Source organism: Paracoccus halophilus, from assembly GCF_000763905.1.
GTDB lineage: Bacteria > Pseudomonadota > Alphaproteobacteria > Rhodobacterales > Rhodobacteraceae > Paracoccus > Paracoccus halophilus.
In genome coordinates, this window is sequence record NZ_JRKN01000023.1 from 29,512 (window position 1) to 52,113 (window position 22,602).

26 protein-coding genes are annotated in these 22,602 nt (G+C 60.5%); 5 read left to right on the top strand and 21 right to left on the bottom strand.

Features of this window, described 5'->3' with window-relative positions; all coding sequences use genetic code 11:
* Positions 1-253 precede the first annotated feature (253 nt).
* From IT41_RS14210 to IT41_RS14280, 17 genes are all read right to left on the bottom strand, one after another.
* Complete coding sequence (locus IT41_RS14210; RefSeq protein WP_052081580.1) at positions 254-2,179, bottom strand: type IV secretory system conjugative DNA transfer family protein; 1,926 nt, start codon at positions 2,177-2,179, stop codon at positions 254-256.
* Positions 2,180-2,190: 11 nt separating this feature from the next.
* Positions 2,191-2,604 (bottom strand): hypothetical protein, encoded by a 414-nt coding sequence (locus IT41_RS14215; protein WP_139221708.1) that lies wholly within the window; start codon positions 2,602-2,604, stop codon positions 2,191-2,193.
* Between the two features lie 67 nt (positions 2,605-2,671).
* Positions 2,672-3,514: an ATPase, T2SS/T4P/T4SS family gene (locus IT41_RS14220; protein WP_462498365.1), complete on the bottom strand. Its 843-nt coding sequence runs from the start codon at positions 3,512-3,514 to the stop codon at positions 2,672-2,674.
* Between the two features lie 161 nt (positions 3,515-3,675).
* The gene (locus tag IT41_RS14225; protein WP_052081584.1) at positions 3,676-4,998 is read right to left on the bottom strand and encodes a TraB/TrbI/VirB10 family type IV secretion system protein; all 1,323 of its coding nucleotides are present in this window, start codon (positions 4,996-4,998) and stop codon (positions 3,676-3,678) included.
* 10 nt (positions 4,999-5,008) lie between these two features.
* Positions 5,009-5,740 (bottom strand): TrbG/VirB9 family P-type conjugative transfer protein, encoded by a 732-nt coding sequence (locus IT41_RS14230; RefSeq protein WP_052081585.1) that lies wholly within the window; start codon positions 5,738-5,740, stop codon positions 5,009-5,011.
* Positions 5,740-6,411 carry a VirB8 family type IV secretion system protein gene (locus IT41_RS14235; protein ID WP_036742642.1) on the bottom strand — a complete coding sequence of 224 codons (672 nt, stop codon included), beginning with the start codon at positions 6,409-6,411 and terminating at the stop codon, positions 5,740-5,742. Before IT41_RS14235 ends, IT41_RS14230 begins: the two co-directional genes overlap by 1 nt.
* A 49-nt stretch (positions 6,412-6,460) precedes the next feature.
* Positions 6,461-7,492: a TrbL/VirB6 family protein gene (locus IT41_RS14240; RefSeq protein WP_036742610.1), complete on the bottom strand. Its 1,032-nt coding sequence runs from the start codon at positions 7,490-7,492 to the stop codon at positions 6,461-6,463.
* The gene (locus IT41_RS14245; protein WP_036742612.1) at positions 7,492-8,067 is read right to left on the bottom strand and encodes a hypothetical protein; all 576 of its coding nucleotides are present in this window, start codon (positions 8,065-8,067) and stop codon (positions 7,492-7,494) included. Before IT41_RS14245 ends, IT41_RS14240 begins: the two co-directional genes overlap by 1 nt.
* 1 nt (position 8,068) lies before the next feature.
* A complete protein-coding gene (locus IT41_RS14250; protein WP_036742614.1) occupies positions 8,069-8,860 on the bottom strand; it encodes a type IV secretion system protein in 792 nt (263 codons plus the stop codon).
* Complete coding sequence (locus tag IT41_RS14255) at positions 8,857-9,957, bottom strand: lytic transglycosylase domain-containing protein (RefSeq protein ID WP_175496427.1); 1,101 nt, start codon at positions 9,955-9,957, stop codon at positions 8,857-8,859. The genes IT41_RS14250 and IT41_RS14255 overlap by 4 nt, the downstream gene beginning before the upstream one ends.
* Before the next feature lie 43 nt (positions 9,958-10,000).
* Entirely contained in the window at positions 10,001-10,150 is a 150-nt protein-coding gene (locus tag IT41_RS20820; RefSeq protein WP_156116963.1) for a hypothetical protein, read from the bottom strand.
* A 1-nt stretch (position 10,151) separates the two neighbouring features.
* On the bottom strand, positions 10,152-12,515 hold the full coding sequence (locus tag IT41_RS14260) for a VirB4 family type IV secretion/conjugal transfer ATPase (RefSeq protein ID WP_081967570.1): 2,364 nt from the start codon (positions 12,513-12,515) through the stop codon (positions 10,152-10,154).
* A complete protein-coding gene (locus IT41_RS14265; RefSeq protein ID WP_074948140.1) occupies positions 12,508-12,786 on the bottom strand; it encodes a VirB3 family type IV secretion system protein in 279 nt (92 codons plus the stop codon). Before IT41_RS14265 ends, IT41_RS14260 begins: the two co-directional genes overlap by 8 nt.
* Positions 12,786-13,094, bottom strand: a complete 309-nt coding sequence (locus IT41_RS14270) for a TrbC/VirB2 family protein (protein WP_175496428.1) — start codon at positions 13,092-13,094, stop codon at positions 12,786-12,788. Before IT41_RS14270 ends, IT41_RS14265 begins: the two co-directional genes overlap by 1 nt.
* An 11-nt stretch (positions 13,095-13,105) precedes the next feature.
* Positions 13,106-13,732, bottom strand: a complete 627-nt coding sequence (locus tag IT41_RS21645) for a lytic transglycosylase domain-containing protein (RefSeq protein WP_331435333.1) — start codon at positions 13,730-13,732, stop codon at positions 13,106-13,108.
* 130 nt (positions 13,733-13,862) lie between these two features.
* The gene (locus IT41_RS21650; protein ID WP_231564753.1) at positions 13,863-14,234 is read right to left on the bottom strand and encodes a hypothetical protein; all 372 of its coding nucleotides are present in this window, start codon (positions 14,232-14,234) and stop codon (positions 13,863-13,865) included.
* Between the two features lie 243 nt (positions 14,235-14,477).
* On the bottom strand, positions 14,478-15,101 hold the full coding sequence (locus IT41_RS14280; protein ID WP_036742621.1) for a helix-turn-helix transcriptional regulator: 624 nt from the start codon (positions 15,099-15,101) through the stop codon (positions 14,478-14,480).
* Positions 15,102-15,440: 339 nt separating this feature from the next.
* On the opposite strand from IT41_RS14280, the gene IT41_RS19525 reads away from it, so the two are divergent.
* The 4 genes from IT41_RS19525 to IT41_RS14305 all read left to right on the top strand — a co-directional run bounded on the left by IT41_RS19525 (position 15,441) and on the right by IT41_RS14305 (position 18,950).
* A complete protein-coding gene (locus tag IT41_RS19525) occupies positions 15,441-16,070 on the top strand; it encodes an acyl-homoserine-lactone synthase (RefSeq protein WP_139221709.1) in 630 nt (209 codons plus the stop codon).
* 371 nt (positions 16,071-16,441) lie between these two features.
* Complete coding sequence (locus IT41_RS20105) at positions 16,442-17,080, top strand: hypothetical protein (protein ID WP_231564754.1); 639 nt, start codon at positions 16,442-16,444, stop codon at positions 17,078-17,080.
* Between the two features lie 305 nt (positions 17,081-17,385).
* Positions 17,386-18,642 (top strand): replication initiation protein RepC, encoded by a 1,257-nt coding sequence (gene repC, locus IT41_RS14300; RefSeq protein WP_331435334.1) that lies wholly within the window; start codon positions 17,386-17,388, stop codon positions 18,640-18,642.
* Positions 18,639-18,950 (top strand): hypothetical protein, encoded by a 312-nt coding sequence (locus tag IT41_RS14305; RefSeq protein WP_052081591.1) that lies wholly within the window; start codon positions 18,639-18,641, stop codon positions 18,948-18,950. The genes repC and IT41_RS14305 overlap by 4 nt, the downstream gene beginning before the upstream one ends.
* Before the next feature lie 248 nt (positions 18,951-19,198).
* Here the strand turns inward: IT41_RS14305 and IT41_RS14310 are convergent, their stop codons facing one another.
* Positions 19,199-19,846, bottom strand: coding sequence for an SOS response-associated peptidase (locus tag IT41_RS14310; RefSeq protein WP_036742629.1), 648 nt, complete (start codon positions 19,844-19,846; stop codon positions 19,199-19,201).
* Positions 19,836-20,165: a hypothetical protein gene (locus IT41_RS14315; RefSeq protein WP_036742631.1), complete on the bottom strand. Its 330-nt coding sequence runs from the start codon at positions 20,163-20,165 to the stop codon at positions 19,836-19,838. The genes IT41_RS14310 and IT41_RS14315 overlap by 11 nt, the downstream gene beginning before the upstream one ends.
* Positions 20,166-20,217: 52 nt before the next feature.
* On the opposite strand from IT41_RS14315, the gene IT41_RS14320 reads away from it, so the two are divergent.
* Positions 20,218-21,420, top strand: coding sequence for a DNA polymerase Y family protein (locus IT41_RS14320; RefSeq protein WP_036742632.1), 1,203 nt, complete (start codon positions 20,218-20,220; stop codon positions 21,418-21,420).
* A 9-nt stretch (positions 21,421-21,429) separates the two neighbouring features.
* On the opposite strand, the gene IT41_RS14325 is transcribed toward IT41_RS14320, so the two are convergent.
* Positions 21,430-21,621, bottom strand: a complete 192-nt coding sequence (locus IT41_RS14325) for a hypothetical protein (RefSeq protein ID WP_036742633.1) — start codon at positions 21,619-21,621, stop codon at positions 21,430-21,432.
* 52 nt (positions 21,622-21,673) lie between these two features.
* Positions 21,674-22,315, bottom strand: a complete 642-nt coding sequence (locus tag IT41_RS14330; RefSeq protein ID WP_036742634.1) for a thermonuclease family protein — start codon at positions 22,313-22,315, stop codon at positions 21,674-21,676.
* Positions 22,316-22,602: the final 287 nt, after the last annotated feature.

Below are 22,602 nucleotides of genomic sequence, written 5' to 3' on the forward strand. Positions count from 1 at the left end.
CCGTTTTTGGCACCGCACCAGAAGCCGCCGTTCAACCATTGGCAGGAACCGTCGCTCGCTGAGCATCATCTGGTTTCGGCCAATGTCGGCTGAGCGCGGGTAGCGCCAGTTGGCAGCGCAAGGCCGAACGACTGGACTGTCCGCAAAGCAGACTTCGCCTGCGCGATCTCGCTGCGCTAGGCACGAACGTCCGGTCTAGGGAAGCTGCACCGCAGCGCCAATCAAAGACCGACTGGCAGTTTTGAGCCGAACGTCACCCGCCAGGAACCTTCGCCTTCATTTTCTTTCGGAAATCCGACGCCTTCTTGATAACTTCCATGTCCGAGGGACGCAGGGCCTCCCGCGCCTCGTCATCTGTCATGGCGGGTTGCGCTGCCTCCACCTCGGCGATGAGCGCCTTGGCGGTGTTACCCGGCGGCGGCGGCGCATAAGTCAGGGGCCGGAACTGCGCCACCTGGCTTTGCAGCTTGTCGATCTCGTCACGCATCGATCTGATCTGATGCCGCTCGTCGGGATAGGGCAGCGGTCCGGTCTGCGCTGCCATGATCTTCGAGAAATAGGGGTCCTCGTAATAGACGATGCGATCCGCGAGAATCGGGTTCTGTCGTTCGGGGATCAGGATCACCTTCGAGGCGTGGAGTTTCCTGACCTCATCCGGGCTCATCAGCGGTCGTTCTTCGTTCCGACGCGACACAGACCGCCGCCGGAAGCCGCGGCTGTCAGAGGACAGGCTGTCACTCACGGAAAGCCGGGTCGTCTTGCCCAGGGCCTCGGAAACCTCGGCAGCGGTCTTTTTCTCGTTCGGGCTGATGAAGAACTTCATGCCAGCGCCGGATTCGACCGACAGCCGATCATTCTCGCCATAAATATTGTCGAGGCCGGGGATGGATTGGGTGATGATCGACACGCGCCCGCCGTGCCCCGCCAGCTGCTTCAGCGACTGCACGACGATGGGCATCTTGCCCAGCTGGTCGAACTCGTCGAGGATGATCAGCACGGGCCATGGCTCGGTCTTGGGGTTCGGCAGGGATGACCGCAAGGTGGCGATCAATTCACCGAACAGAAGGCGCATCAGCGGCGCAAGGGTGATGATATCGTCACTGTTGACGACGATATAGACGGATTGCGGCTTCATTCGCAGCGTCGACCAGCTGAAGTCATTGCCGCTTGTGACGCGATCCACCTTCGGGTTCACCCAGAGACCGAGGCCCGCTCCCTTCAGGACAGAGACATAGGAGGACAGCGTGCGGTCGGCATAGCCGCTGAAATCCGTGAAGATATCCTTGGTCTGCTGGTGACGGGTCTCGGCCGCGCGCAGCTTGTATTCCTCGGACTTGTCGGCGCCTCCGAAGAGGACGCGGGTGATTTCCCCAATGGTCGGCTTGCCGCGTTCGATGGCGAGCATGCCGCCGGCGACGAACAGCTCCCTTGCGCCCACGATGAAATCCGCGGCACCACCCTTCTCGCTGGTGGTCAGGAAATAGGTCGACAGCTTGCTCAGCTCGGTGAACTGCTGATCGGTGTTCTTCAGGGCGGCGATACGTTCCAGCGGGTTGTAGCGATGCGAGGGGTGCTCGAAGTCGAAAGGCGCGAAATAGAAGATTTCGTCACCTTGGCGTTGGCGGCGCCGGGATGTGGCCTCAAAAATTTCACCCTTCACATCGAGGATGACGCAGCTGCCAGGGAACAGCAGCGTGTTCGGAATGACATAGCCGACACCCTTGCCAGCCCGCGTCGGCGCCACGACCAGGCAATGTGGGAACGTGTCCCAGTTCGAGGCGATGAACCGGAACCGGCCCGGGAAGCGGCCAAGAAGACCATGCCTGCCGAGGCGCGCAAAAACCAAACCGCCGCCGATCTTTTGCAGGAGACCGTTCTTCCTGATCTCGGCCGAAGACTGGAAATGCGCCTTGCCGTATTGGGTCAGTTTCTGGGTGAAGGACAGCGCCAGCGTGAAGAGCACGGTCGCAACCAGCGCCGCACCGGCGATCTGATAACCAGCCAACCAAGGCTGCGTCATGCTGCGTGACAAGCCCGGAAACTGCTTCACCAGAATAAACATGTCGGCAGAGGCGGCATTGGCGCCGAGTTGATGCTGGACCCACATGCCCCCAAGCATCAGGCCGATGATAACACCGCTGATGATACTGAGCGGCAGGGCGATCAATGTCCGGTTCATAGACCTGCCTCCTATAGATCCATGTCCAGTTCGCGCTTCCTCGAAGCTGCGCTGTGCTGATGGTCCGCGGCAGCCTCGGCAAGAATCCGACCATAGGCGGCCTCGACGGCCCCGCGATCCCGTGCCGCCAGTTGTGAAAGGTTCTCGCGGATGAAGGCCATATTCTCAGCGGTGCTCTCAACCAGCTTCATCATCATCGACGCATTGCCAGACTCGATGTCCCTCAGGCGCTCATCGCCATCATCCCGTGTCGCGAGTTTTGCCGGTCGAAGAGCGCCTTCGCCGGGTGCAAAAGATTCGCCGGCAGGGTCCGCGTAAGGGCGTCCATGAATGTAAATGACGGGTTGCCCCGCCTTTTCTGCCGCGCGCCCCTCGGCCAATGCCTCCCGCTGCCGCTCAGCCAAGTCTTCAATATCCTTGTCCATCTCTAACTCCTTCAAATCTGGTTGCGGCACACATGGCGAAATCTGCACGTGGCCGAACGGGAACAGCTCAGAGCAGGTCGTCATCCAGTGCAGGGAAATAGACTTCCATGATGCCGCGCGCCTCGCCCTCACGGCCTGTCTGGATGACAGCATCGATCGATCCACGCAGATAGCGCAGGATCTCGCCATAGTTCAGTTGGGTGCCGGTGTTCATCACCAAGAGCGCCATTTTGTCCATGGCCTTGCGGCCGCTGGCCGCGTGCAGCGTCGTGAAACTGCCCTCATGGCCGGTATTGATCGCGCCGAGGAAGGTTGCGGCTTCCCCGCCGCGCACTTCGCCCAGGATGATCCTGTCAGGTCGCAGACGAAGCGTGGCCTGAAGAAGCTTGTCGGCCGAGCGCGGCGAGGTGTCGTCACGCGATGCGATCAGGCTGACATGGTTTGGCTGATGTGGCAGCGCCTCAGCCGAATCCTCGATCAGCACCAACCGTTCCTCATCAGAGATCATCCACATCAACCGGCGGGCCAATTCGGTCTTGCCGGCCGAGGTCGGTCCGGACACGATCATGTTCAGCTTCATAGCGACGCAAGCCTTCAGAACTGCATCGGCATCACCCCCAACGCCCAGATCGGCCGCGAGGCTGTGAATCTTCTCGATCTTTGCCAGCCTGTCGGTTTCCAGCGAAATGCCCTGCTGCCTGAGGAAACCGAATTTCTTCGGTTCCTCCGATGCCAACCGTTGCCGGAAAACCCTGAACGACAGGATCGTTCCGCCGAATGCCGCCGGCGCAATGATCGCCTGCACCCGCAGCGTCGCACCGCCATAGGGCACCGTGGTGGAAATCATCGGCGACAAAGCCGTCAGCGGCTGCTCGGCAGATCGTGCTATCTGCCCGGCCAGATCGGTCACTTCCGATGGGTTCAGGCTGATCCCGTCGAAGCGGCTCATATGAGCCGATCCGGCCTTTTCAACCCAGAGACCGGCATCGCCATTGATCGCCAGTTCGATCGTCAGAGGGTCGCCCAGGATCATATCGAGGCGCTTCAGGTAATGATCGAGATAGCCAGCCATCAGAACATCTCAAGATCGGTATTGACCCGAACCATGACCACCGCGCCCTGGTCGACCGAAATCGTTGCCGGAATGTCGAGATATTCAGCCAAGACGTTATCGAGGGCGTCGGACGCATCCTGGCCGATACTCTCCACCGTATCGCGCGTGGTCTCGCTGCCGCCATTTTCCTCGATGCTGGCGACGGCAATGTCAGGCAGCGCACCGATGATCGACACGGCCGCGGCCGATCCGAAGCGAGCCAGCGTGTGATTGTTGACCTTGCCGGTCATACCCGCCCGGCCGATGCGGTCTGTGCCATAGCCTTCGAGCTGCACGGATTGCCCATCGGACGTGACCAGCCGGTCCCAGGCAATCATCACCCGCCGCTGTCCGCGCTCGATCTGCGAATTATAGCGGCCATAGAGTTTGGAGCCGCGCGGAATCAGCACCTGGCTCATGTCCATCGACCAGACATCATAGCTGACATTGGCCGCGACATTGCCGGGCAACTGGCTGCTGATTGCTGTTTCCAGCGTCGCTTCGATCAGCGTGCCCTGGATAATGGTGTTTGACGGGCTGCCGATGACTTCGCTCTGCGTCACCCGTGCCTTGTTCGCCCCTGCCCGCAGGAAATCGTCTCCGGCCGCATAATCTCGTGTCTCGCCGCCTTCGCCCGACGCCGCCCTAGAACCGCCGCTGGCCCGGAAGGCCACCATGGGCGAGGCGATCTGCGCCTGCCGGCGTGCTTCCTCTTCGGCCCGGCGAGCCTCGTATTCGGCCCGGCGCTGCGCCTCAAGTGCGGCGGCGGCATCCTGTTCGCCAAAAAGCTGATCCTGGGTTTCCAGTTGCGATTGCAGCCGCAGCATTTCCCGCTCGGCCTCGGCAAGGGCCTCGTCCTTCAGCGCCGCATCGCCCTTCATCTGCTCCATTTCCGCCAGAAGCGCGTCGCGGGCCGTATCGCCCTCCGTCAGCTTCAGCTGCAATCCATCAAGCTCGGCCGCCAACTCGTCGATCCGCGTCTGATCGACCACTTCCACCGTTTCCGTGCGTGTGGCCGGGGCTTGCGGCACCTGCGGTTCCGGACGCGGCCGGGTGATGGTAAAGCCATCGAGGCCGCTGCCGTCCTGAAAATCCGTTACCTGCGACGTGGGCAGGTTCAGCGATGTGCCTTGCGGCGGCGCATCTGTCGCAGTCAGGAAAGCATAGCTGGCCAGTGCTGCGCCGGCGGTGAAGGTTCCGGCACCGATTGCCCAGGGCTTCCAGCGGTTCATCCGTCCGGGCTTGCGCTGAAGGCGCTGCAACCGTTCCTCGATGCCGCTCTGCTCGTTCTCATTCGCCATCGATACCTCCTTACAGCCCGGCCTGTGCGGCCGAGCCGGTCACGCAGACATATTGATCGCCATAGCGCAGCACCCACCGTTCCGAGCGGCCCGCAACCGTGATGACGGTGCCTTTCGTGGTGCTGTTGACCGCATATTCGAGCCCCTTGCCATCGGCCCGGAAAACGCTTGGCATCGGCGCACCAGGCGGGATCTGGAAATAGGTCCGGTTGCCATCGTCGGAAACGCCGGTCGGCGCGAAGGTCGCGCCATTGACCTTGCGTGAGACCGCATAGCGCATCGGCGGCAGGGTCGCGGCGGCCGTTGCGGCGGCAGCGCCCGCCGAGCGGGTCGACCTGCCTTCGCCGGGCACCGTGAATTTCACCGACCAGCTGGGCGTGCCGCGGCTGGTTTCCACGAGATTGATGAAATAGAACCGCCGGTTCGTCTCGACGGTCATATTGGTTGCAGCGCCCTGGATGACCGGCTTCACCGTGAAGACGTTCGCGCCTTCCAACTTGTCGATCTGGAAGCTTTCGCTGTCGCCGATGGCGATCGACTGGATGCGTTCGCCATTGCCAAGCTCGATCAGCGTCACGTTCCGCACCCGCGTCTGCACCGTATAGACTTGGCCCTCCTGATAGGTCGCATAGGTCACGCGATGATCGCGCGAGCCCGATTGGGGCCGCGCCTCGGCATGAACAAGGCCCGGCAGGGCGAGATATGCAGCCAGAGCGGCCGCGCCATAGGTCGATTTCAGCATCAGTTGCCTCCTTCCTGCTGGGCTTCGAGAGATTCGGCCGTCACGCGATAATCCGTCACCGTGAAGCCGAAGGGGTTTTCCCAGACCAGCTCGACCGCCGATTGCTGCGTCGGCACGAACTGCCAGGTGACGGTCGCATAGAAATTGCCGATCCGATCATCTTCGCCGGGACGGCTCAGCGTCTTGGTGAACCGCACCTGCGTCGTGTCCTCATCAATCGGGTTGACGCTCAACACCTCGATCGAGATCTTGCCCGTCGCCCCATAGAGATCGGGCGGATAATCCGCATTGCCCTCGGTCCAGAGCGCTCGCACGCTTTGCTGCGCGATGCCGGCCGACTTGCGATAGACAGCCAGGATGCGGCGCTCGTTGTCATTCGCATCATAGGTCTCGCGATCCATGACGTAATTGAAGACGAGGCTCTGCTTGACCGCATCCGCATGTTCGATACTCGCGTTCTCGATCTCGACCGCGCGTTCGGCGATGCCGGTGTCGCGGTCCACGATGGTCAGGTAAGCCTGCGTCTCCTTCAGCGGCAGCAGCATGACCAGGGCGGTCAGCTCGCCCACCGCGATCAGGCTGCTGAAAATCGCCACACCCCAGGCCGTCCGCAGGCTGCGTCTTGCCCCGAAAATCAATTCGCTTTCGAGAATCGTCCTCTGTTCAGACACGCGGTCTGTCATAATTCACCTCATGAATTTGGCTCTTGGCCTTGTCTGCTCAGTCCTTGCCGCCGCGCAGCAACCGCATGTCGCGGAATTTCTGACCGATCGCTGCGCCACGTTCACGCAATTCGCGGTCCCGGTCCTGCGCCCGTTTTCGCGGATCGTCCGATGTGCCGGCGCGGGCGGCGCTGGCGATGGTCGCCGCGTCGCGCATCGTCGAGGTGCCGGGCACGTTCTGCGCCGCCACGCCGAGCCCGCCCTGTCCGAGGCGCAGCGCCTGCGGCGTGATATTGGCCAGGTGGAAATGGCCGGTGATATTCGACGCCGCCGAGGGAATCGCCTTCAACGCGAAGATGCCGACGAAAACCACGACCAGGAAGCCGATGATCTGGCTGATCGTGTCCACGTTATCCTGCGGCTCAAATTGTTGCCGAGCCACCGCCACGATGGTGGCGATCACGGATGATGCCGCAATCGGATACATCAGATAGCCGACGAAACTGCTGAGCCAGGCCTCGAACATGTTCTTCGTCCGCTCGAAGATCGTCGCCACCATGGCTATTGGCGCGATGCCGATCAGGAAGGCCAGCATGATCTTTGCAAAGCCGACGATGAGGACATAAATGCCCATCAGCAGCGCCAGCAGCGCGAAGAAGAAGGCGCCGAGCACACCGCGAACAATCGAGCCCTGCGCCTTGGCTACACCATCGGCGGTATCTGCCATTTGCGAGGCAAACTTATCCATCGCCGCATATGTGCTGCTGTCGCCGGTGGTCGCGGCGACGTCGAAGAAGCGCATCGCCATATCGCCGCTGGCCGTGGCGAAAGCGTCATAGATCGGCCCGAAATTCGACCAGGAGAAGGCGAAGAAATAGACAAGGATGATCCGCACCGCGAGCTGGATCGAATCCCGCGCATTCATCTGATAATAGCCGATGGCCATGTTCATGCCGACGAGGATCAGCAGGATCGTGCAGACGATGGTCATCACCGGCAGCATTCCCGAGGCCGTGGCCTCGAAGAAGCGTTCTCCGGCGGTCATGACGCTGGTATCGATGGTGGTCAGAATATCGGTGACAATGCCCATCAGAACTTGCCCCCACACATCGCTTCCACCTGATCGCGCAGCTTGCGCGACTGTTCAAAGTAATCATCTCCAAATTGATATCGGTTCCAGTCGTCGCCATGCTCGGCGGCGATCTGATCCTTGATCTTCTGGACCTCGGCGAAAGGCGCGACCTTGCCCGCGCAGGTACAGTCCCGGCTGTCCAGGGCGTGCCGCATCAGAACATAGCTATAGATCATTCGCGAAGCGTAACCATCCTCACTTTTCGCTTGATACTCAGCCGATTTGACCTCCGGCACCTTCTCGCAGGTCTCATACAGCACGTTCTCGGTCAGCGCCTCGGGCACGTCGCCGGTCTCGCCCGCCGGCGGCGACATGCGCAGGTAATCGTCCTCGGCCTGCACTTCCTCTTCCGTCATGCCGAGATCTGGGCCGGGTTCGTTGAAAATCTCGTCCAGCCCGGCAAAGGGATTGTCGTCGGCCTCAGTCACCAGGCCCTCGGGCGTGGGTTCCTCGCCCGGACGCATCTGTGCCACCGCCACGGCGGCCAAAACGGCAAGGACGGCAGTTCCGCCCAGGATCATGCGCTTCTTCATCTCAATCCTCCGGCAGCTTGATGGTCAGGTATTTCTCTTCATCGGCAGCGGTCGCGGCATCCATGATCCCGGCTTCGCCCAGGCTCACGGTCTGCACCGCCTCCATCGCCCAGATATTCGCCAGCGCGATCCCGAGTTCACCGGTAACGCGCGTGTTGAGATCGATGGCTTCTTTCAGGTTGGTCGTGTCGCCGATCTGCTGCATGAAGCCGTCCATCCGGGTCAGGCTTTCGCGTGCCGCCTGCGACGAGCTTTCCGCCGCGACCGACATGAAGGCGCCGACATTGGCCTGATTGCCAATCCGCGCCGCCGACGGATCGTCGCTGCTCGCCAGCGCATCCACATCGCTGCGCTCGATGCCGGATTGCTCGAAGGTCTTGTCCACATAGCCGCTGACGCTGGTGCCCCCGATCTGGGTGGCGTTGGCCAGCACGCCGGACCAGTTGCCCGCCTTGGCCGCGTCGAGCGATTTCGACAGGTCCGAGAAATCGGGCAGGATATCGCGCAGGAAACTGGCCGGATCGAGGCCGAGATCGGCCAGGCTCAATCCGTTGCGCAGCGCGTCGAGCTGCGCTTCCAGCGTCCTGATCTGCTCGACCAGTTTCAGCGTCTGTTCGTCCAGCTTCACATTCTGCGCGATCTGCTCGCGCAGCTGAAGCTTCTGTTCGGCGATCATTTCCTGAAGCTTGGCGATACTGGTCACGTCGATCGTCGGCACGCCCTGGCCGAAGGCAGTCGGCGCGGCCATGATCACCAGCACGGTCAGGCCGAGTTTCATCTTCGTAAAAATCATGGTTCCAACCTCACCTGCAAATATTTTTCATCTTCGATATAGGCCTGGATCAGCAGCGCATTCCGCGCCGCCTCGATCTTCTGGCGCGTCGCCATCAGCCGGATCAGGATATTGCCCATCCGCGCGACCTCGCCCCGCGCATAGGTGTTCAGATCCATCGCTTCCTTGACCGACCCCGTGCCCTCGATCTGGCTGAGGATCGACCGCAGCCGCGTGGCGGAAGCAGTCATCGTGTCCATGCTCCATGCGGCGTAATGCGTCCCGGCATCCGACAGGTTCGAGGCTTCGGCAATCGCCAGATCCTTGGGGTCGAGCGTGCCGATCGCATCGGCCGCGCCGCCCATGCGCGCGGCATATCGGCTGTAATAACCGCTGATCTTGCGCACATAGTCCTGCGTTTCCCTATAGGGCGGGATGCCATTGTATTTTTGGACCGCGCCGGGACCGGCATTATAGGCGGCAAGTGCCACTTCCATCGAGCCGAACTTGCCCAGCTGTTCCAGCAGGTATCGCGCCCCGCCGTCCAGTTGCAGGCGCGGATCGTCGTAATAGGCCGGATAGATGCCGAGATATTGCGCCGTGCCGGGGATGATCTGCGTGAGACCGAAAGCTGCCTTCGGGCTTTTCGCGCCGATGGAGAAATTCGATTCCTGCTTCACCAATGCCTGGAACCAGCAACGGAACTCGACCGCGTTGATGCCTGCCCGGCCAAGGGCAGGATGGCCGCCGAACTTGATGGCCGTCTCCGCGATCATCTGCTCGATCGTCACGGGCGCATCGCCCATGATCCGATCAACATAGGGGTTATTGTCGTCGATCGCATAGACCGTCGAGGCCGCATAGGCGCCGCCAGCGCCGCCGCCCTCTTCCAGACCCGGAATGAAGGCACTGGTGCCGGTCAGCAGTTCCAGCGTGCCATCGAGTGCCGCCAGCTGTTCCTCTTCCCGCGCCAGAAGCTCCGTCTGCCGCGCAGTTTCCTCGATCTCCGCAGTCCTGGTCTCATGGCCGGTGTCGAGTTGCAGGATGATGGCGAGAATGCCCTTGGCGTCGATATCGGGCACACCCTGGGCCAGCACCGCAAGCGGTGCCGCAGCCACGCTGGCCGCCATCAGCAGACAGGTTGCCCGCCTGCCGGTCTGATCACTTCGCCGCAGGAACATAGCGGAAATCGCAATCGTCGGACGGAAGCAGGGCCATGCTGGACCAGCAGTTCGATTTCTTGATCGGCGTCTCGCCACAGGCCGCCAGCAGCGGCAGGGCGGTCAGAAGCAGGATAATTGCCTTCGTCATCTTATTCGGTCCTCCAGAAATTCGGTCGCGTTGCATAATCGTCGCCAAAAGCCTGTTTCGCGGCGGTGTCGCTGCCAAGCGCGGCCAGAAGCGGTCCCAATGCGGACAGATCGGCATTCAGCACTGTCGAGCCGGTATGACCATTGAACAGCACTTCGCGCTGTCCGCGCGATCCATTCAGCAGAAAGCCGATCTGGTTCTCGGTCAGGCCATAGCCGTCATAGTCCCGTTCGGTCGCGCGGCTGTTCGGAAACAGCATCCGGTTCGGCAGACCTTCGAGGATCGACTTTGCCTTGCTGTCCCGGATCTGGCTCGGGAACTGCGTCATCAGGAACATCAGGACGTTCTGTTTCCGCACGGTCGGCAGCCATTTCGGAACCCGCAGCGAGAAATAATCGTCATCCATCACCCGGCTGGCCTCGTCGATCAGCAGGGCAGTCGGAATATGATCCTCGAACATCAGTTCAAGACGCCGGAAAATATAGCTCAGCACCGCCGTGCGCTCGATCGGCAGGTCTAGGATCTCCGTCAGATCAATCCCGAGCACGTTGCCCGCGCCCTCGAAATCGACAATCGGCCGTTCCGCTTCGCCGAACACCCAGCCATAGCGGCCCGAGGGTCCCCATTCGCCGATCCTCATGGCCAGGTTGCGGCCATCGTTCACATCGCCGATCAGGTCCTGAAAATGCCGGAAATCCCGAAGCTCGGCCGGGGCCTGCCCGTTCTGCCGGATCGCCGATTTCAGCGCCTCGGACTGCTGCGGCGTCAGCTTCTGACCGCCGCGTTCAACCAGCGTTGACAGCCAGTCCATTTGCCAAGCCTCGCCGCGTGGGCCGCTTTCCGTCAGGAGCGGGTTCAGCCCGGTCGGCTGACCGGCAAGGATCTCCGCATAGCGGCCCCCAAGTGCCGTCACCACCGGCCGCAACGCCTTGTCCTTGTCGAAGAGGATGAGACGGATACCGGCCCGCATCGCCTGCGTCGCCAGAAACGCCATCGTCGTCGATTTGCCCGCATCGGACGGGCCGAGAACCAGCGTGTGTCCGAGCGTCGGGTCGGCAGGCGCAGGCTTGCCGGGCTTGTGCCAACTGAAGCGATGCGCGCAGCCACCCGCCGTCTCCATCACCGTGATCGGCGTCTGCCAGGGCAAACCCTCCGCCGGTGTGCCGGCATCTTCCATGTGCAGCGAGGCCATGTCAGCGAATGTGACCGTGCTGACGGCCATCTCGAAGCACTGATAATCCTGGTTGCCGGGGTGCTGCGCGAAGAAGGTCGCCTCCTGGGCGCGCATCGTGCGCGTCAGCGTCACCTTCATCCGCTCGGCAATGCCGCGGATATGAGAAACACGAGCGTCCAGTTCCGCTTCACTGTCTGCGAAGATTGTGATTGACAGCTGATGCGCACCGATCCCGAGTTTTCCGGTCTCCACGTCATCGGCAGCTTGGAGCAGTTGCGCCTCGATCGTCGGCACCAGATCGCCAGCGGCACGGATCTGGTTGACGCGGCGCTTCACCCGCCCCGAAATCTTGTGATTGGCGACTGGTGTGAACGAATGGCAGATCACCGTGTCAATCGAGGTGTCGAGCGCATCGAGCATCCCCGGCCAGGTCGTCTCGCTGTATTTCCAGATCGCCAGCGTCGCCGCATAACGCGGCCGGTCGAAACCTTCCTCGACCTTCATCGACCCCCTGTTCGGATCGAAGGCCAAGGCGATATTCGACACATCCTCGGCGATCATGGTCCGCGATCCACGATATTCCTTGCGCAGAACCGCCGTGTTGATGGCCGACAGGAAGCCAAGAAGGCTTCCGTCACCGATCTTCAACCGGCGCGTGCGAACCGCAAAGCTTGTCTCGATGATCGACACAACCTCACGCAATTCGTGCAGCCGCTTGGCCGTATTGTTGTCGAGAAGGCGGTTTGCCGCCTTCCCGAAGAGCGGCACCCGCAAGGGCTGCACCTGGTTGCGAACGACCGTCAGCACCAGCACGAAATCATGCAGGTTCCTGCTGGCCAGATGCGCCTGCCAGGTACGATCCACATCCGCCGCAAATCCGTCACCACGGATCGGCTTCAATCCGAACACGGCAGGGCGCATCATCCGGTGGATATAGATCGTGAAGCGTTCATCAAGCCCGTCGAGGACATGTGCAAACGCTCGTCGCAATTCGCGGATATCACCGTCCGAACTGGTCGTGCCGTCGATGCCGGTCACTTCCATGGCCATCATCAGGCCGTTCTCGCGGGTGCGGATCGTTTCGTCATCGACTTCCAGCACATAGGGCATGTGCCGGTAGAGCTTCATGTCGGCCGGCATGACCGCCCGCGCACGTTCGCTCAATTCGTTCATGTCACGGGCGTTAAACATAGCGACGCACCCTCTTTTCCCTGGTTGCCGCCAATTTCGGCGGCGTCCGCTGAAAAATGACGGCCAGCACACGATGGCCGTGTGGGTTGATGATCGCGGCGACACGGGCTGCCGGATACCAGAACAAGCCGGTCAGCAGCCATGGCATCCACTTGAACCAGATGAAGGGCAACATGATCAGCGCCCCGACCGCCAGCGTATAGGGCATGGGCAGACCAGCAAGATTGGCCTGCCTCGAAAGCCCGAGAATGACGGGGGTTCTCTCGGTCATCAGGTGAATACCGCCTTCAGCTGCGTGACGATATTGGTCGCGCCGAAAGCAAAGAATGCGCCGACGCAGATCATCAGCACCCACATCCAGCTGATGCGGTTAAAGGCTGCCAGGAGCCCGGTCACAATCAGGGCCACCGTGAAGAAGATCGTGATCGGGTTTCCTCGCAGCCAGGTTACAAAGCTATTGCCGAGCGTGTCGATCTTGCTGAACTGGACCTGCTGGGCCATGGCATCCGTCGCTGCCAGCCCGAGGAGCGCCACCATCAGCAGGCACAGCGTCATTTGCGAGTAATTCACTTTCGTCATGGCAAATCCTTTCATTGTGCTGCCATCAGTCGTTCATGGTGCGACAGGATCGTCACCACGTAATTCCTTGTTTCGCGATAAGGTGGGACGCCGCCGTATTTCTGGACGGCGCCGGGACCGGCGTTATAGGCGGCAAGCGCCAGCGTCGGAGATTTGAAGGTGCCAAGCTGCATCAGCAGATAACGGGCGCCGCCGTCCAGGTTCTGCATCGGATCGCCCGGATCGACGCCGAGTGTTGCTGCCGTTCCCGGCATCAGCTGCGCCAGACCACGCGCGCCCTTCGGACTGACTGCCCTCGGGTTGAATCGCGATTCCTGCCAGATCATCGCCTGAAACAGCGCCATCCATTCCGCGCGGGTCAGACCGGCAGCGGAAATCGCCGGGTGGTTCTGATATCTCGCCGCGGTCGCACGCACCCCTTCCAGCGGTGTTGAATAACTGCCGAGCGCACCACCTGGCTGCACGAGGTTAATCTGCCCAGCAGTCGAGGTGCCGGCTGGTGCAAGCGCGTCTGCATCAAGTTCCGCAGGTTTTGACGGCACGATCAGTTTTCCGGACTGATCGTATCGATAGACGGCACGGGGCCGCGCATCCGCTGCAGACTGCGTTGCATTGGTCGATGCCCCGAAACGGATCACATCCGCTTGGACTGCTGACGGGAGTGGTTGCGAAGCGAAGAAGGCCGCAAGCAGGAGGTTGGCAATTTGCTGCGGGCGGCGAGCAGATATTCGCTGCTCTGGGCCTGTTAACTTATTGAAAATTAATACGTTAGAGGCGGGCCACCATGACGACACCTTTAGCGCCGGGCGAGACAGTCGCTGTAATACCCAGTTCGGTCTGAGCGTTGAATAAGCCGGTTGTCGTTTTGATTTCCCGGTAGGCGTAATCTGAAGGGTCCAGCTTTTCGCCAGATTCCTGGGCACGGCGTCGTTCGCGGTACAGATCTCTCTGGGTAACGACCACACCCCACCGGCCAGAATCCGGCTCATATGCAACCAAGTACCAGGAACCTCGTACTGTATTCTGTGCGGGGACAGGGTCTTCCGCGCAGACGACGTGAAGTTCCCAACCGTCACGCAGTTTTTCTCTGCACATGTCAAGGGTGAGCACCTCGTTGCTAACCTGCACTTGGTTGGTCATACGACGCGCTCCACAACGTTGCCTGACGCGTCAGCGCCAGACTATCAAATTACGTATCGACAATGCAAGTAGGTGAAATGAATATTTCACACTCACTGTCGACTCATTCTTACGGTGTCATGCCGGGATTTTTCAAGTCATCCCAAGGCGCACGCCATGTGGTCTCTTCGGAGCATTGTGACACACCAAAGAGCTCAAGCGTCTTCAGCAAACAGCTGAAACAACGGAGAATTCGCAGATATCTCAGTCGAGGTACTTCCTCGTTACGGCAATCGCGACCGCCTGAACCCTGTTCTTTGCGCCAAGCTTGAGACTGGCTTTCGCCACACGTTGTTTGACTGTCGCTTCAGAGATATCGAGCTTTGCTGCGATTTCTGTGTATTCAAGCCCGTCTCTCAAGCACCGCAACACGGCGATATCCTTGCTGGTAAGTGATGCGCGATCCAGAACGAGATCGCTCCATACCTTGAATTTGGCATCAACAGCCGCAATCTCTTCGTCGGTAAACTCTCGGTCGGCTCTGGATAAGGTCAAAAAAGACCGCTTTTTGTTCACCTTACGTGCCAGAGCAATACCGTAATAAAGGCCGAACTGGCGAGCCTGCTTCATGACGCCGAGAAGATCAGGGAAACCTACCTCTGACCATCGCACAAACCCGGTTCGTGTCATCGACCAGAGGGCGATTGGATCGCCGAAGAAGTAGTTTTTGTCCTCATAGATTTCCCGCCACGCGTCAGGATAGGTCGTGTGTATGTGTTCTGCTCCCTTGTAGAGGGTAAGATTGAACCCAATGATCCAGCCTGTCGGCGCCAGGCTGTCTAGGCGCTGCATCTCTTCATCGAAGTTGGGGATAAGATCTTTGAACACGACGGCACCTGAATAATGTTAATTTTATATCCCTAGGGATACTCCGTATAGCCTATTTTGCTCGTTTTGCGCGCGACAGCAATGCAACCGCGGGTTTACTGACCGCAGGGACAGAGGAGTTCTTGGGTTGGTTAGCGTATTTCCAGATCAGAAGTTGGGCGAAGCTGAGTTCAGCCGGGATATGGTGGAGACCATGCTGGAGCATTTCGACTTCTACGCGAAAGACGGTGTGCTGCGGATTGAGATCACGGAAGGCGGGCTCTGGCTACCACATCCTCATGTTAGGTCACGTCAGTTCCTTGGTTTGGCACGTCTGCCAATCTGGATGAGGAACTGATCGTGATCATTGGTCCGATGAGCAGTCCTGCCGTTGCGGTTGAGGCGGTGACCATGCCCGGAGACATTCGGCGCTATGATCTGGTCGCAAGCTTTCTGAAGATGCGGAAGGAAGTTTTCGTCGAACAGAAGGCATGGCCACTTTTTCACGCCGACGGCATCGAGTTCGAGCAATACGACACCTTCGACACCACCTATATTATCGCCCACGACAGCGGGAAAGTACTGGGTGGCGCGCGACTGCGGCGGACTGATCGCCGCGCCGGCGCCGGTTCGATCTGCTATTCTTACATGATCCGTGATGCCTACCTTGGGCTTTTGCCAGGTATGCCGATGAATCTCTGTCACGATTTGCCACCAATGGAGGAAACCACCTGGGAACTTACCCGCCTAGTGGCGCTGCCAGGGTCTGGGGTTGTCGAGCGAATCCTTGAGGCGGCTAATACCTATCTTTATACGGTCGGTGCAGAGCGTTGCCTATTCCTCGGCTCACCCGCCTTCTTGCGTATGGCATCCCGCCTCGGCTGGTCCCCTAAGGCATTGGGAGACGTTGTTGGCAACGACGACGGCAGGTTCGTAGCCTTTGACTGTGCCGTTATCCCTGGGCACACGACTTGTAATATTACACGCTGAAATGAATAGAAGAAGTTGGGCGAGAGCCAAGATACTTAGCTGAACCTATAGGGCTACTTCAATGTACGGTTGGGGCGAATCGATGGATGCAAGCGATTTTACGACAAGACGTGAGGCGATTCTGACCCAGACTACCCAAGATGGGGACACTGTCCGAGGCCACTACCGTTGGAACACGGGCGAGATATCCCAGATATCTGTTCCCCCGAACTTCTTCTTTGACCCCTCGAACGCTATTCGACCCTCAAGTTACGCACAATCATCGGTTGCCACCATCGACTCGAAAGACTAACAATTTCACTATCAGCAATGCAGATAGGTGAAATGATATGCGATTCCAGATAAAAGGCTGTAGGAGCCTCGTGGGCGCCTTGTTCATCGCCGCCCCAATCTTGTCGTCAAATCCCTCACAAGCCTACCAAATTGATTGTGCCATCCTGCTATGTCTTGCTGGCGGATGGCCTTCATCAACTGAATGTGCCGCCGCAAGGACCGAGTTCATTCGCAGGATCACGCCTTGGCCGATCGAACCGCCCCTGCAGATCTGGCGCTGTCCGATGGGTGCTTCCCTGAACAGCCAGAGTCCAATGGAACGCCTCTGGTCGATCAGTACAACTGCGCTTCCCGAGCAAAGCCTGTCGCCCGATAGCGCTTTCTCGCAGCTCATCGAAGCGCAGGCAGTGCGTCCCCGCAGGGTCGATCTGTCAGCTTCAGATTTCGAATTCATCAGATCGATCAAGGTCTATGACGTCGATTGGTGGCAGTGGAACCACCGCAATTCGGAAGGCGACGATATCTGTTGGCGCGCACGACGGCGGGCAAATATCGGGACCTACGATCAACAAGGCGCCTTCAACTGGCACAGTCTCGATATCTACGACGCTCCGACATGGATGGAGGTCAGCGTCCAGCCTCGTGGTGATTGCGAGGCAGAAGGGCGGTTTCGCGGCGTAGGCATCGAGTGGAACGACTATTTCGGCGAACACGGGTTCGAACTGGTTCGCTACTAGATATGGTTGCTCTTAGTGCATCGTAGTCAAGATTTGCTGGTCGCTACCAGAAGCTGTAGCCTGTCGCGTTAAGAACTAATCAAGAATCATCGAGCGAGGATCAACCAGACCCAGAAAAAGCGAACCCCCGCGCGGGGAACCCGGCGGGGGGGATCGTGCAAACAGGTCGCCAAACCTGAATAGCCCTAAACACAGGCTCATTTGTACGTCCTCCCGAAAAGCAGATCAAGCAAAAAACGCGCCTGCGCGAACAGAGAAATCTTGTCCGGATTCCTTGCGCCTCAACGGAAATGAGGAGCAGAAGAATGACTTATCCACGGGCGGTTCATCCCGCCGCTACGCGGTCCTACCGCGATCCATCAGATCTACACCCCGTCCTTCCGGAGCGGATGCAGCGCGACAGTTTCGCCGTGCTGGTCGAACGTGTGGCGCCGTCACTCGGTGTCGGCCGTGCCGCAGCCCATGCCTTTGTGCGCCTGGCCGCGTTGACACGGCCTCTTGATTGGATCGCAGATGATCGGTCCCCCGTCATCTATGCAGAAGCTGGGGAGGTCGCCAAAATGCTCGGCCTGTCGCAGCCACGCTTGCGCGCGATCACCGTCGAGCTGGAAGTGGCAGGGTTGATCGAGAGACGCACGGGCGCCAATGGCAGCCGCTCACGTGCCGCCGGGACCGGGCTCTATCTCAGTGCTGCCATCGCCCGAGCGGACGAGCTGATGGCCATCGATGAGAGGCTGACGGTCGAGCGACAGCAGGCGAAATATCTGCGCGGGCAACGCAGCACCCATCGCCGGCACCTGGTCCAGGCACTTGATCATCTCTGCGAGATCGCCCCCGATCATCCCCTGATCAGCGAGATCCGGGCATGCCTGGAGGAATGGCCCTCGGCCGATCAGCTCCACATCATGGATCTCGCGACGCTCACCGCCCATGTCGAGGATGCGGATAACCTGTGCAGAACCACCCTCGATCTTCTCGAAAAAGTAGAAGAATCAATCGGTGGACCGCTCGAAAACGAGCGCCCCTATATACAAAATACAACCCAAGAATCTTCTCGTATCTGTAACGACCACGTCAATCATCAGCGCGCGGGCAAGCCCGCGCACGACAATTCTTCTGTCGCGCCGCCTGACGGCGGCCCGAATTGCAGTGAAAAAAATGATGGGGCGGCCAGCGGCGCGTTCAAGAGCGAATTTATCGCCAAGCTTGGACCGGAGCGGCTGTTCAGGCTCGCATCGCCGGAAATGCAGTTTTACCTGAGTGGCAGGGCTGAACCTCGCTCACTTCGGTTCCATGATTTCGTATGGGCAGCAGAACGGCGCGTGCCGGAACTCGGCATCAGCCCGGATGCCTGGGCGGCCGCAAAAGAGGTCATGGGCGAGGACAGCGCCATGCTCTCGGTCTTCATCCTCGATGCCCGAAAGGCCGAGCCTGGCACCACGATCTTCAAGCCCGGCGGCTATCTCCGCGGCATGATCAAGAAATATCACGAGGGCGATCTGCACCTGATCCGCAGCCTCATCGGCCTCAGCGAACGGAAACGAGCGGAGGACCCGACATGAGGCCCGGAATCTGGCTGATCGGGCTGCTGGCGTTCAGCGGACCCGCGCTCGGGCAGGACAGAATCTGTGTTCCGCCCGAAGAGCCGTTCATGCCAGACGACGACGCCACCTTCAGCGAATATGCCGATATCGTCGCCGAGGATTTCGAGCGGTATTTCTCGGAATTTTCGCCCTATATCGCCTGTCTCGATGCCGCCCGCCTGGAGGCTTTCACCCGCGCCCGAGAGATCTCCACCCGGCACCAGGCCTTCTGGGACCGGGCCGACCGCATGGGCCTGACGGAAGAGGCCGCACCCTATGCCGAATGATCGCGAGTGGAGGCAACTGACCGATGCACGATGCAACAACCACTATCCACTATACGATATCCGCTAACCGCTTTCGCATTGGGACTATCCGCGATCCACGCAGGGCATCCTCGTGGTCACGCCTCTTGGGCACTGCCGGTTGACCCCAGGCTGACGCTCGATCCGTGATGTCTCGCTGTCAGCCTGCAAGGACCGCTGCGCCCTGCCTTTGGGCAAGGCCTTGTGATCTGGACAACCGGCTCGGTCGATCAGTCGCCCTTGAGCACGAACATCCGGTCGGGCGGATAGGGTTTCAGAAGCGCGAAGGCTGCGTCATCACCGCCCGCGAGCCATGTCTCGTAGTCCTCGGGGTCGAGAATCACGGGCATGCGCAGCGGATGGACGGGTTTCACCAGATCGTTCGCGACGGTCGTCACCATCGTATGCGTGAGCCAGTCGCCGTCTTCGCCGTTGATGCCGGGTTGGCCCTGGCGCCAGATGCCCGCAAAGGCAAAGGGCGACGGATTGCGTTCCTGAACAACGCCGAACCAGACATCCACGGCCGGATTGCGGCCTTTCGTTTCGCAAAAGGCACTGGCAGGGATCAGGCAGCGGCGTTGGCGAAAACTGTCCTTCCAGAGCGGTGCCGACCGCAGCTTGTCATCGCGCGCATTGTTCCAGGCCGCCGGTTTGATCGGCTTGCCGGTCTTTTTCGAGACCTGCGGTGTCAGGAAGCCCCAATGCATCCGCACCAGCTCGCGGTCCCCTTCCGGGGTCAGCCGCACGACCGGCGCCTCATATTTAGGCCAGATCGCGGGCAAAGGCTCGGCATTACCCAAGCGATCATGCTCACGCATCACCCGGAAATACTCCCGCATCAGGTTTTGGTTCAGCGAATTGGCGTATTTATTGCACATTGCCCGATCTCGTCCCGCCGTCTCCCTGCCCTGCCGCCAAAAGCCCGGCAATCCGTGCCAACTCGCGGATGCGCCTTGGCGCCGGTTCCCAGGTCGCGCCGCGCCTCCATGCGTCCTGCAATATGTCGCCTTTCGGGTGATTTTTGCAAAGCAAATCAAGTGCCGCGCTGGTCTCTGGCGACCGCGGGTCGCGGCGCGCAGCGCCGGCGGCGGCCAGCTTCAAGGTCTCGATCGCGGCCGCGATGGCCTCGCGGCCCGCGATCTGTTCCGACCAGGCGCCGCCGAACGCGACGTTTCTCAATTGCTGCTTGCGATCCATGAGAACAAAAATAGAACATGAAGCCGAAAACACCATCCGGCAGGTTTAGCGCATGGGTCCCTTCCGCATTCTATATCTCGACATGAACAGCTTTTTCGCGAGCGTCGAACAGCAACTCAACCCAGGCCTCCGCGGCCGCCCGGTGGCGATCACCGCCGTCGATTCGGAATCGGGCGCCTGCGTCGCCGCCTCCTATGAGGCCAAGGCCTTCGGCGTGAAAACCGGCACCAGCGTGCGCGATGCCCGGCGGCTCTGCCCCGGCATCACCTTCCTGCCCTCCCGCCATCGCCTCTATGTCCGCTTCAACCTGGCCGTCGCCGATGTGCTCGATCGCCATGCCGAACTGACCCATATCCGCAGCGTCGATGAGTTCCAGTTGGCCCTGTCCGGCGAGGCACGCAGCCTTGCCGGTGCGACGGGTCTCGTCGCCGGGCTGAAAGCGGCAGTCGCGGCCGAGGTCGGCATCTGCCTGCGGTTTTCCGCAGGGATCGGGCCAAATCATCTCCTGGCCAAGATCGCGGGCAAGCTGGAAAAACCCGATGGCTGCCGCTGGCTAGGGCCGGAAAATATGCCAGAGGCCATCGCCCATCTGTCGCTGGACGATCTGCCGGGGATTTCAGAGGCGATGAAGGCCCGGCTTTACCGCGCACGCATCTTCGACATTCCGAGCCTCCATGCGCTCGATCCGCGCCACGCCAGGCTGATCTGGCGATCTGTCGAGGGCGAGCGGTTCGTGCGGATGCTGCAAGGAATGGAGATCCCGCTGATCGCCACCGAGCGCGGCGGGTTTGGCAACAGCAAGGTGCTGGCTCCGGAATATCGTGATCCCGTGCGCGCCTATCATGTCGGTCGCTGGCTGGTCGAAAAGGCCAGTGCGCGCTTGCGCCGCGATGGTCGCGTAGCAGCGCGCTTCAGCTTGCAGGTCAGTTTTCTCTCCGGCGGCACCTGGGCGCGGAATGTCAGCTGCTTTCCAACACAGGACACGGCAATCTTTCTCCGGTTGCATCGTGCGCTTTGGGTGCGCCTCTGGCGCAGCGTCCGGCCTGGCGCCGTCATCAGTCTTGGGGTCCATCTGGGCGATGTTGACCTTCTGACCGCGCGGCAGGGGGATTTGCTTCTTCCCCTCGCCCCGACCGAACTGACGCGGGGCGAACAGGTCTCAAAGGCGCTCGATCAAATCAATGCACGGTTCGGCGATGGTGCCATCCGGTTTGGTCTCAATGCACCGCATCCGGGGTTTTTCGAGCGTGGGTAGGACTGGTCCTTACTTGGAGCGCCAGCGATTGATTTGACGGGCTAGGTCGGGACCGGCGCTGAAGCCCCAGATAGCTCCGCCCGTGGTGAACACCAGCACCCCAGCCATCGCACCGAACGGTCCACCGACAATGCCGGTGCCGGCACCAATCAGGAAACCAAGCGCCGCGCCGCAAATCGTCCCTATCGCCCGTGCAGTCATCTTACCTCTCGTCAAATGCTGTGTTTCGAAAACCCATGTCAGAGAATAATTCTCAGCGCCAGAGCGGTGCCCGCCAGCCCGCCGCGATGGCTTCATCTTCGGAACAGAACCAGCGTTCGCCCTTTGACGCGCTGATCCGGGTCTTTCCATACCACGGCGACCAAGGCGCGTGGTAAATCTTGCCGCCGTCCGAAATATTGCCCTTGATCGGGCATCCCTCTGGCGCGTTCTGCGCGGCCTCGGCCCATTTCCGGTCCCGGAAATCCCAGGGTGTCTCGTAATCGCCCTGCCAGATCCCGACTGCCGCCGTTCTGGCAGTTTCCTCCGCGCCGACATAATCATCTGAATAGCGGGTGAAGGCACGCGCCAAGCCCGCCACAATCATCGCGTCACCGAGATCCTGACCGTCGACGTCACAGCGGGCAATCGTGCGCCCATATTTGTCCTGGTCCAGCGCCTCGCAACTGACCGTGCCTGCTGAAATCAGCGCGTCGAGCTGTTCCAGTGCCGCTTGGCCACAATCCCAATCGCCACAGCGCTGCCCGAATTCTGGGGCATCGATCCCATTGATTCTGATGCGAAGCCCTTCGAGGTCAAAGGTATCGCCATCCACCACGCGCGTCTGCGCGAGGGCGGCTGTCGAAGCTGTGGCAATGAAGAGTACGGCAAGGACGAGATGGCGGCTCAGTGTCATGAGGCCATCATCGGCAAGTTGTGATCGCAGAACAAGCTTTTCTGTCCGTCCAGAAAGATCAGCGGAGGCCGTCTGCCACGGGCCACGCCAGCCGGGGGATTCGGGCGATGCCGAACGCCCCGGCTTTTTTTCCGGGGCCGCGTTGCCGCGGCCCGTGTCGGGAACCGCCGGTTCCCCGGTTCAAGGGCGCGTCGGCTTGACGGGGCGAGGGGTGTCCCCGGCCTTCGTTCGCCAGACGGCTCCGTGCAGGCCAGGTGATCCCCCTCCCCTCGCCCCTACCGCCGACC

Excerpts from the sequence above, each read along its gene's own strand:
- IT41_RS14210 (WP_052081580.1), bottom strand. The coding sequence starts at position 2,179 with ATGAACCGGACATTGATCGCCCTGCCGCTCAGTATCATCAGCGGTGTT.
- IT41_RS14215 (WP_139221708.1), bottom strand. The coding sequence starts at position 2,604 with ATGGACAAGGATATTGAAGACTTGGCTGAGCGGCAGCGGGAGGCATTG.
- IT41_RS14225 (WP_052081584.1), bottom strand. The coding sequence starts at position 4,998 with ATGGCGAATGAGAACGAGCAGAGCGGCATCGAGGAACGGTTGCAGCGC.
- IT41_RS14230 (WP_052081585.1), bottom strand. The coding sequence starts at position 5,740 with ATGCTGAAATCGACCTATGGCGCGGCCGCTCTGGCTGCATATCTCGCC.
- IT41_RS14240 (WP_036742610.1), bottom strand. The coding sequence starts at position 7,492 with ATGGGCATTGTCACCGATATTCTGACCACCATCGATACCAGCGTCATG.
- IT41_RS14245 (WP_036742612.1), bottom strand. The coding sequence starts at position 8,067 with ATGAAGAAGCGCATGATCCTGGGCGGAACTGCCGTCCTTGCCGTTTTG.
- IT41_RS14250 (WP_036742614.1), bottom strand. The coding sequence starts at position 8,860 with ATGATTTTTACGAAGATGAAACTCGGCCTGACCGTGCTGGTGATCATG.
- IT41_RS20820 (WP_156116963.1), bottom strand. The coding sequence starts at position 10,150 with ATGACGAAGGCAATTATCCTGCTTCTGACCGCCCTGCCGCTGCTGGCG.
- IT41_RS14260 (WP_081967570.1), bottom strand. The coding sequence starts at position 12,515 with ATGTTTAACGCCCGTGACATGAACGAATTGAGCGAACGTGCGCGGGCG.
- IT41_RS14265 (WP_074948140.1), bottom strand. The coding sequence starts at position 12,786 with ATGACCGAGAGAACCCCCGTCATTCTCGGGCTTTCGAGGCAGGCCAAT.
- IT41_RS14270 (WP_175496428.1), bottom strand. The coding sequence starts at position 13,094 with ATGACGAAAGTGAATTACTCGCAAATGACGCTGTGCCTGCTGATGGTG.
- IT41_RS21650 (WP_231564753.1), bottom strand. The coding sequence starts at position 14,234 with ATGACCAACCAAGTGCAGGTTAGCAACGAGGTGCTCACCCTTGACATG.
- repC (WP_331435334.1), top strand. The coding sequence starts at position 17,386 with ATGACTTATCCACGGGCGGTTCATCCCGCCGCTACGCGGTCCTACCGC.
- IT41_RS14305 (WP_052081591.1), top strand. The coding sequence starts at position 18,639 with ATGAGGCCCGGAATCTGGCTGATCGGGCTGCTGGCGTTCAGCGGACCC.
- IT41_RS14310 (WP_036742629.1), bottom strand. The coding sequence starts at position 19,846 with ATGTGCAATAAATACGCCAATTCGCTGAACCAAAACCTGATGCGGGAG.
- IT41_RS14315 (WP_036742631.1), bottom strand. The coding sequence starts at position 20,165 with ATGGATCGCAAGCAGCAATTGAGAAACGTCGCGTTCGGCGGCGCCTGG.
- IT41_RS14320 (WP_036742632.1), top strand. The coding sequence starts at position 20,218 with ATGGGTCCCTTCCGCATTCTATATCTCGACATGAACAGCTTTTTCGCG.
- IT41_RS14325 (WP_036742633.1), bottom strand. The coding sequence starts at position 21,621 with ATGACTGCACGGGCGATAGGGACGATTTGCGGCGCGGCGCTTGGTTTC.
- IT41_RS14330 (WP_036742634.1), bottom strand. The coding sequence starts at position 22,315 with ATGACACTGAGCCGCCATCTCGTCCTTGCCGTACTCTTCATTGCCACA.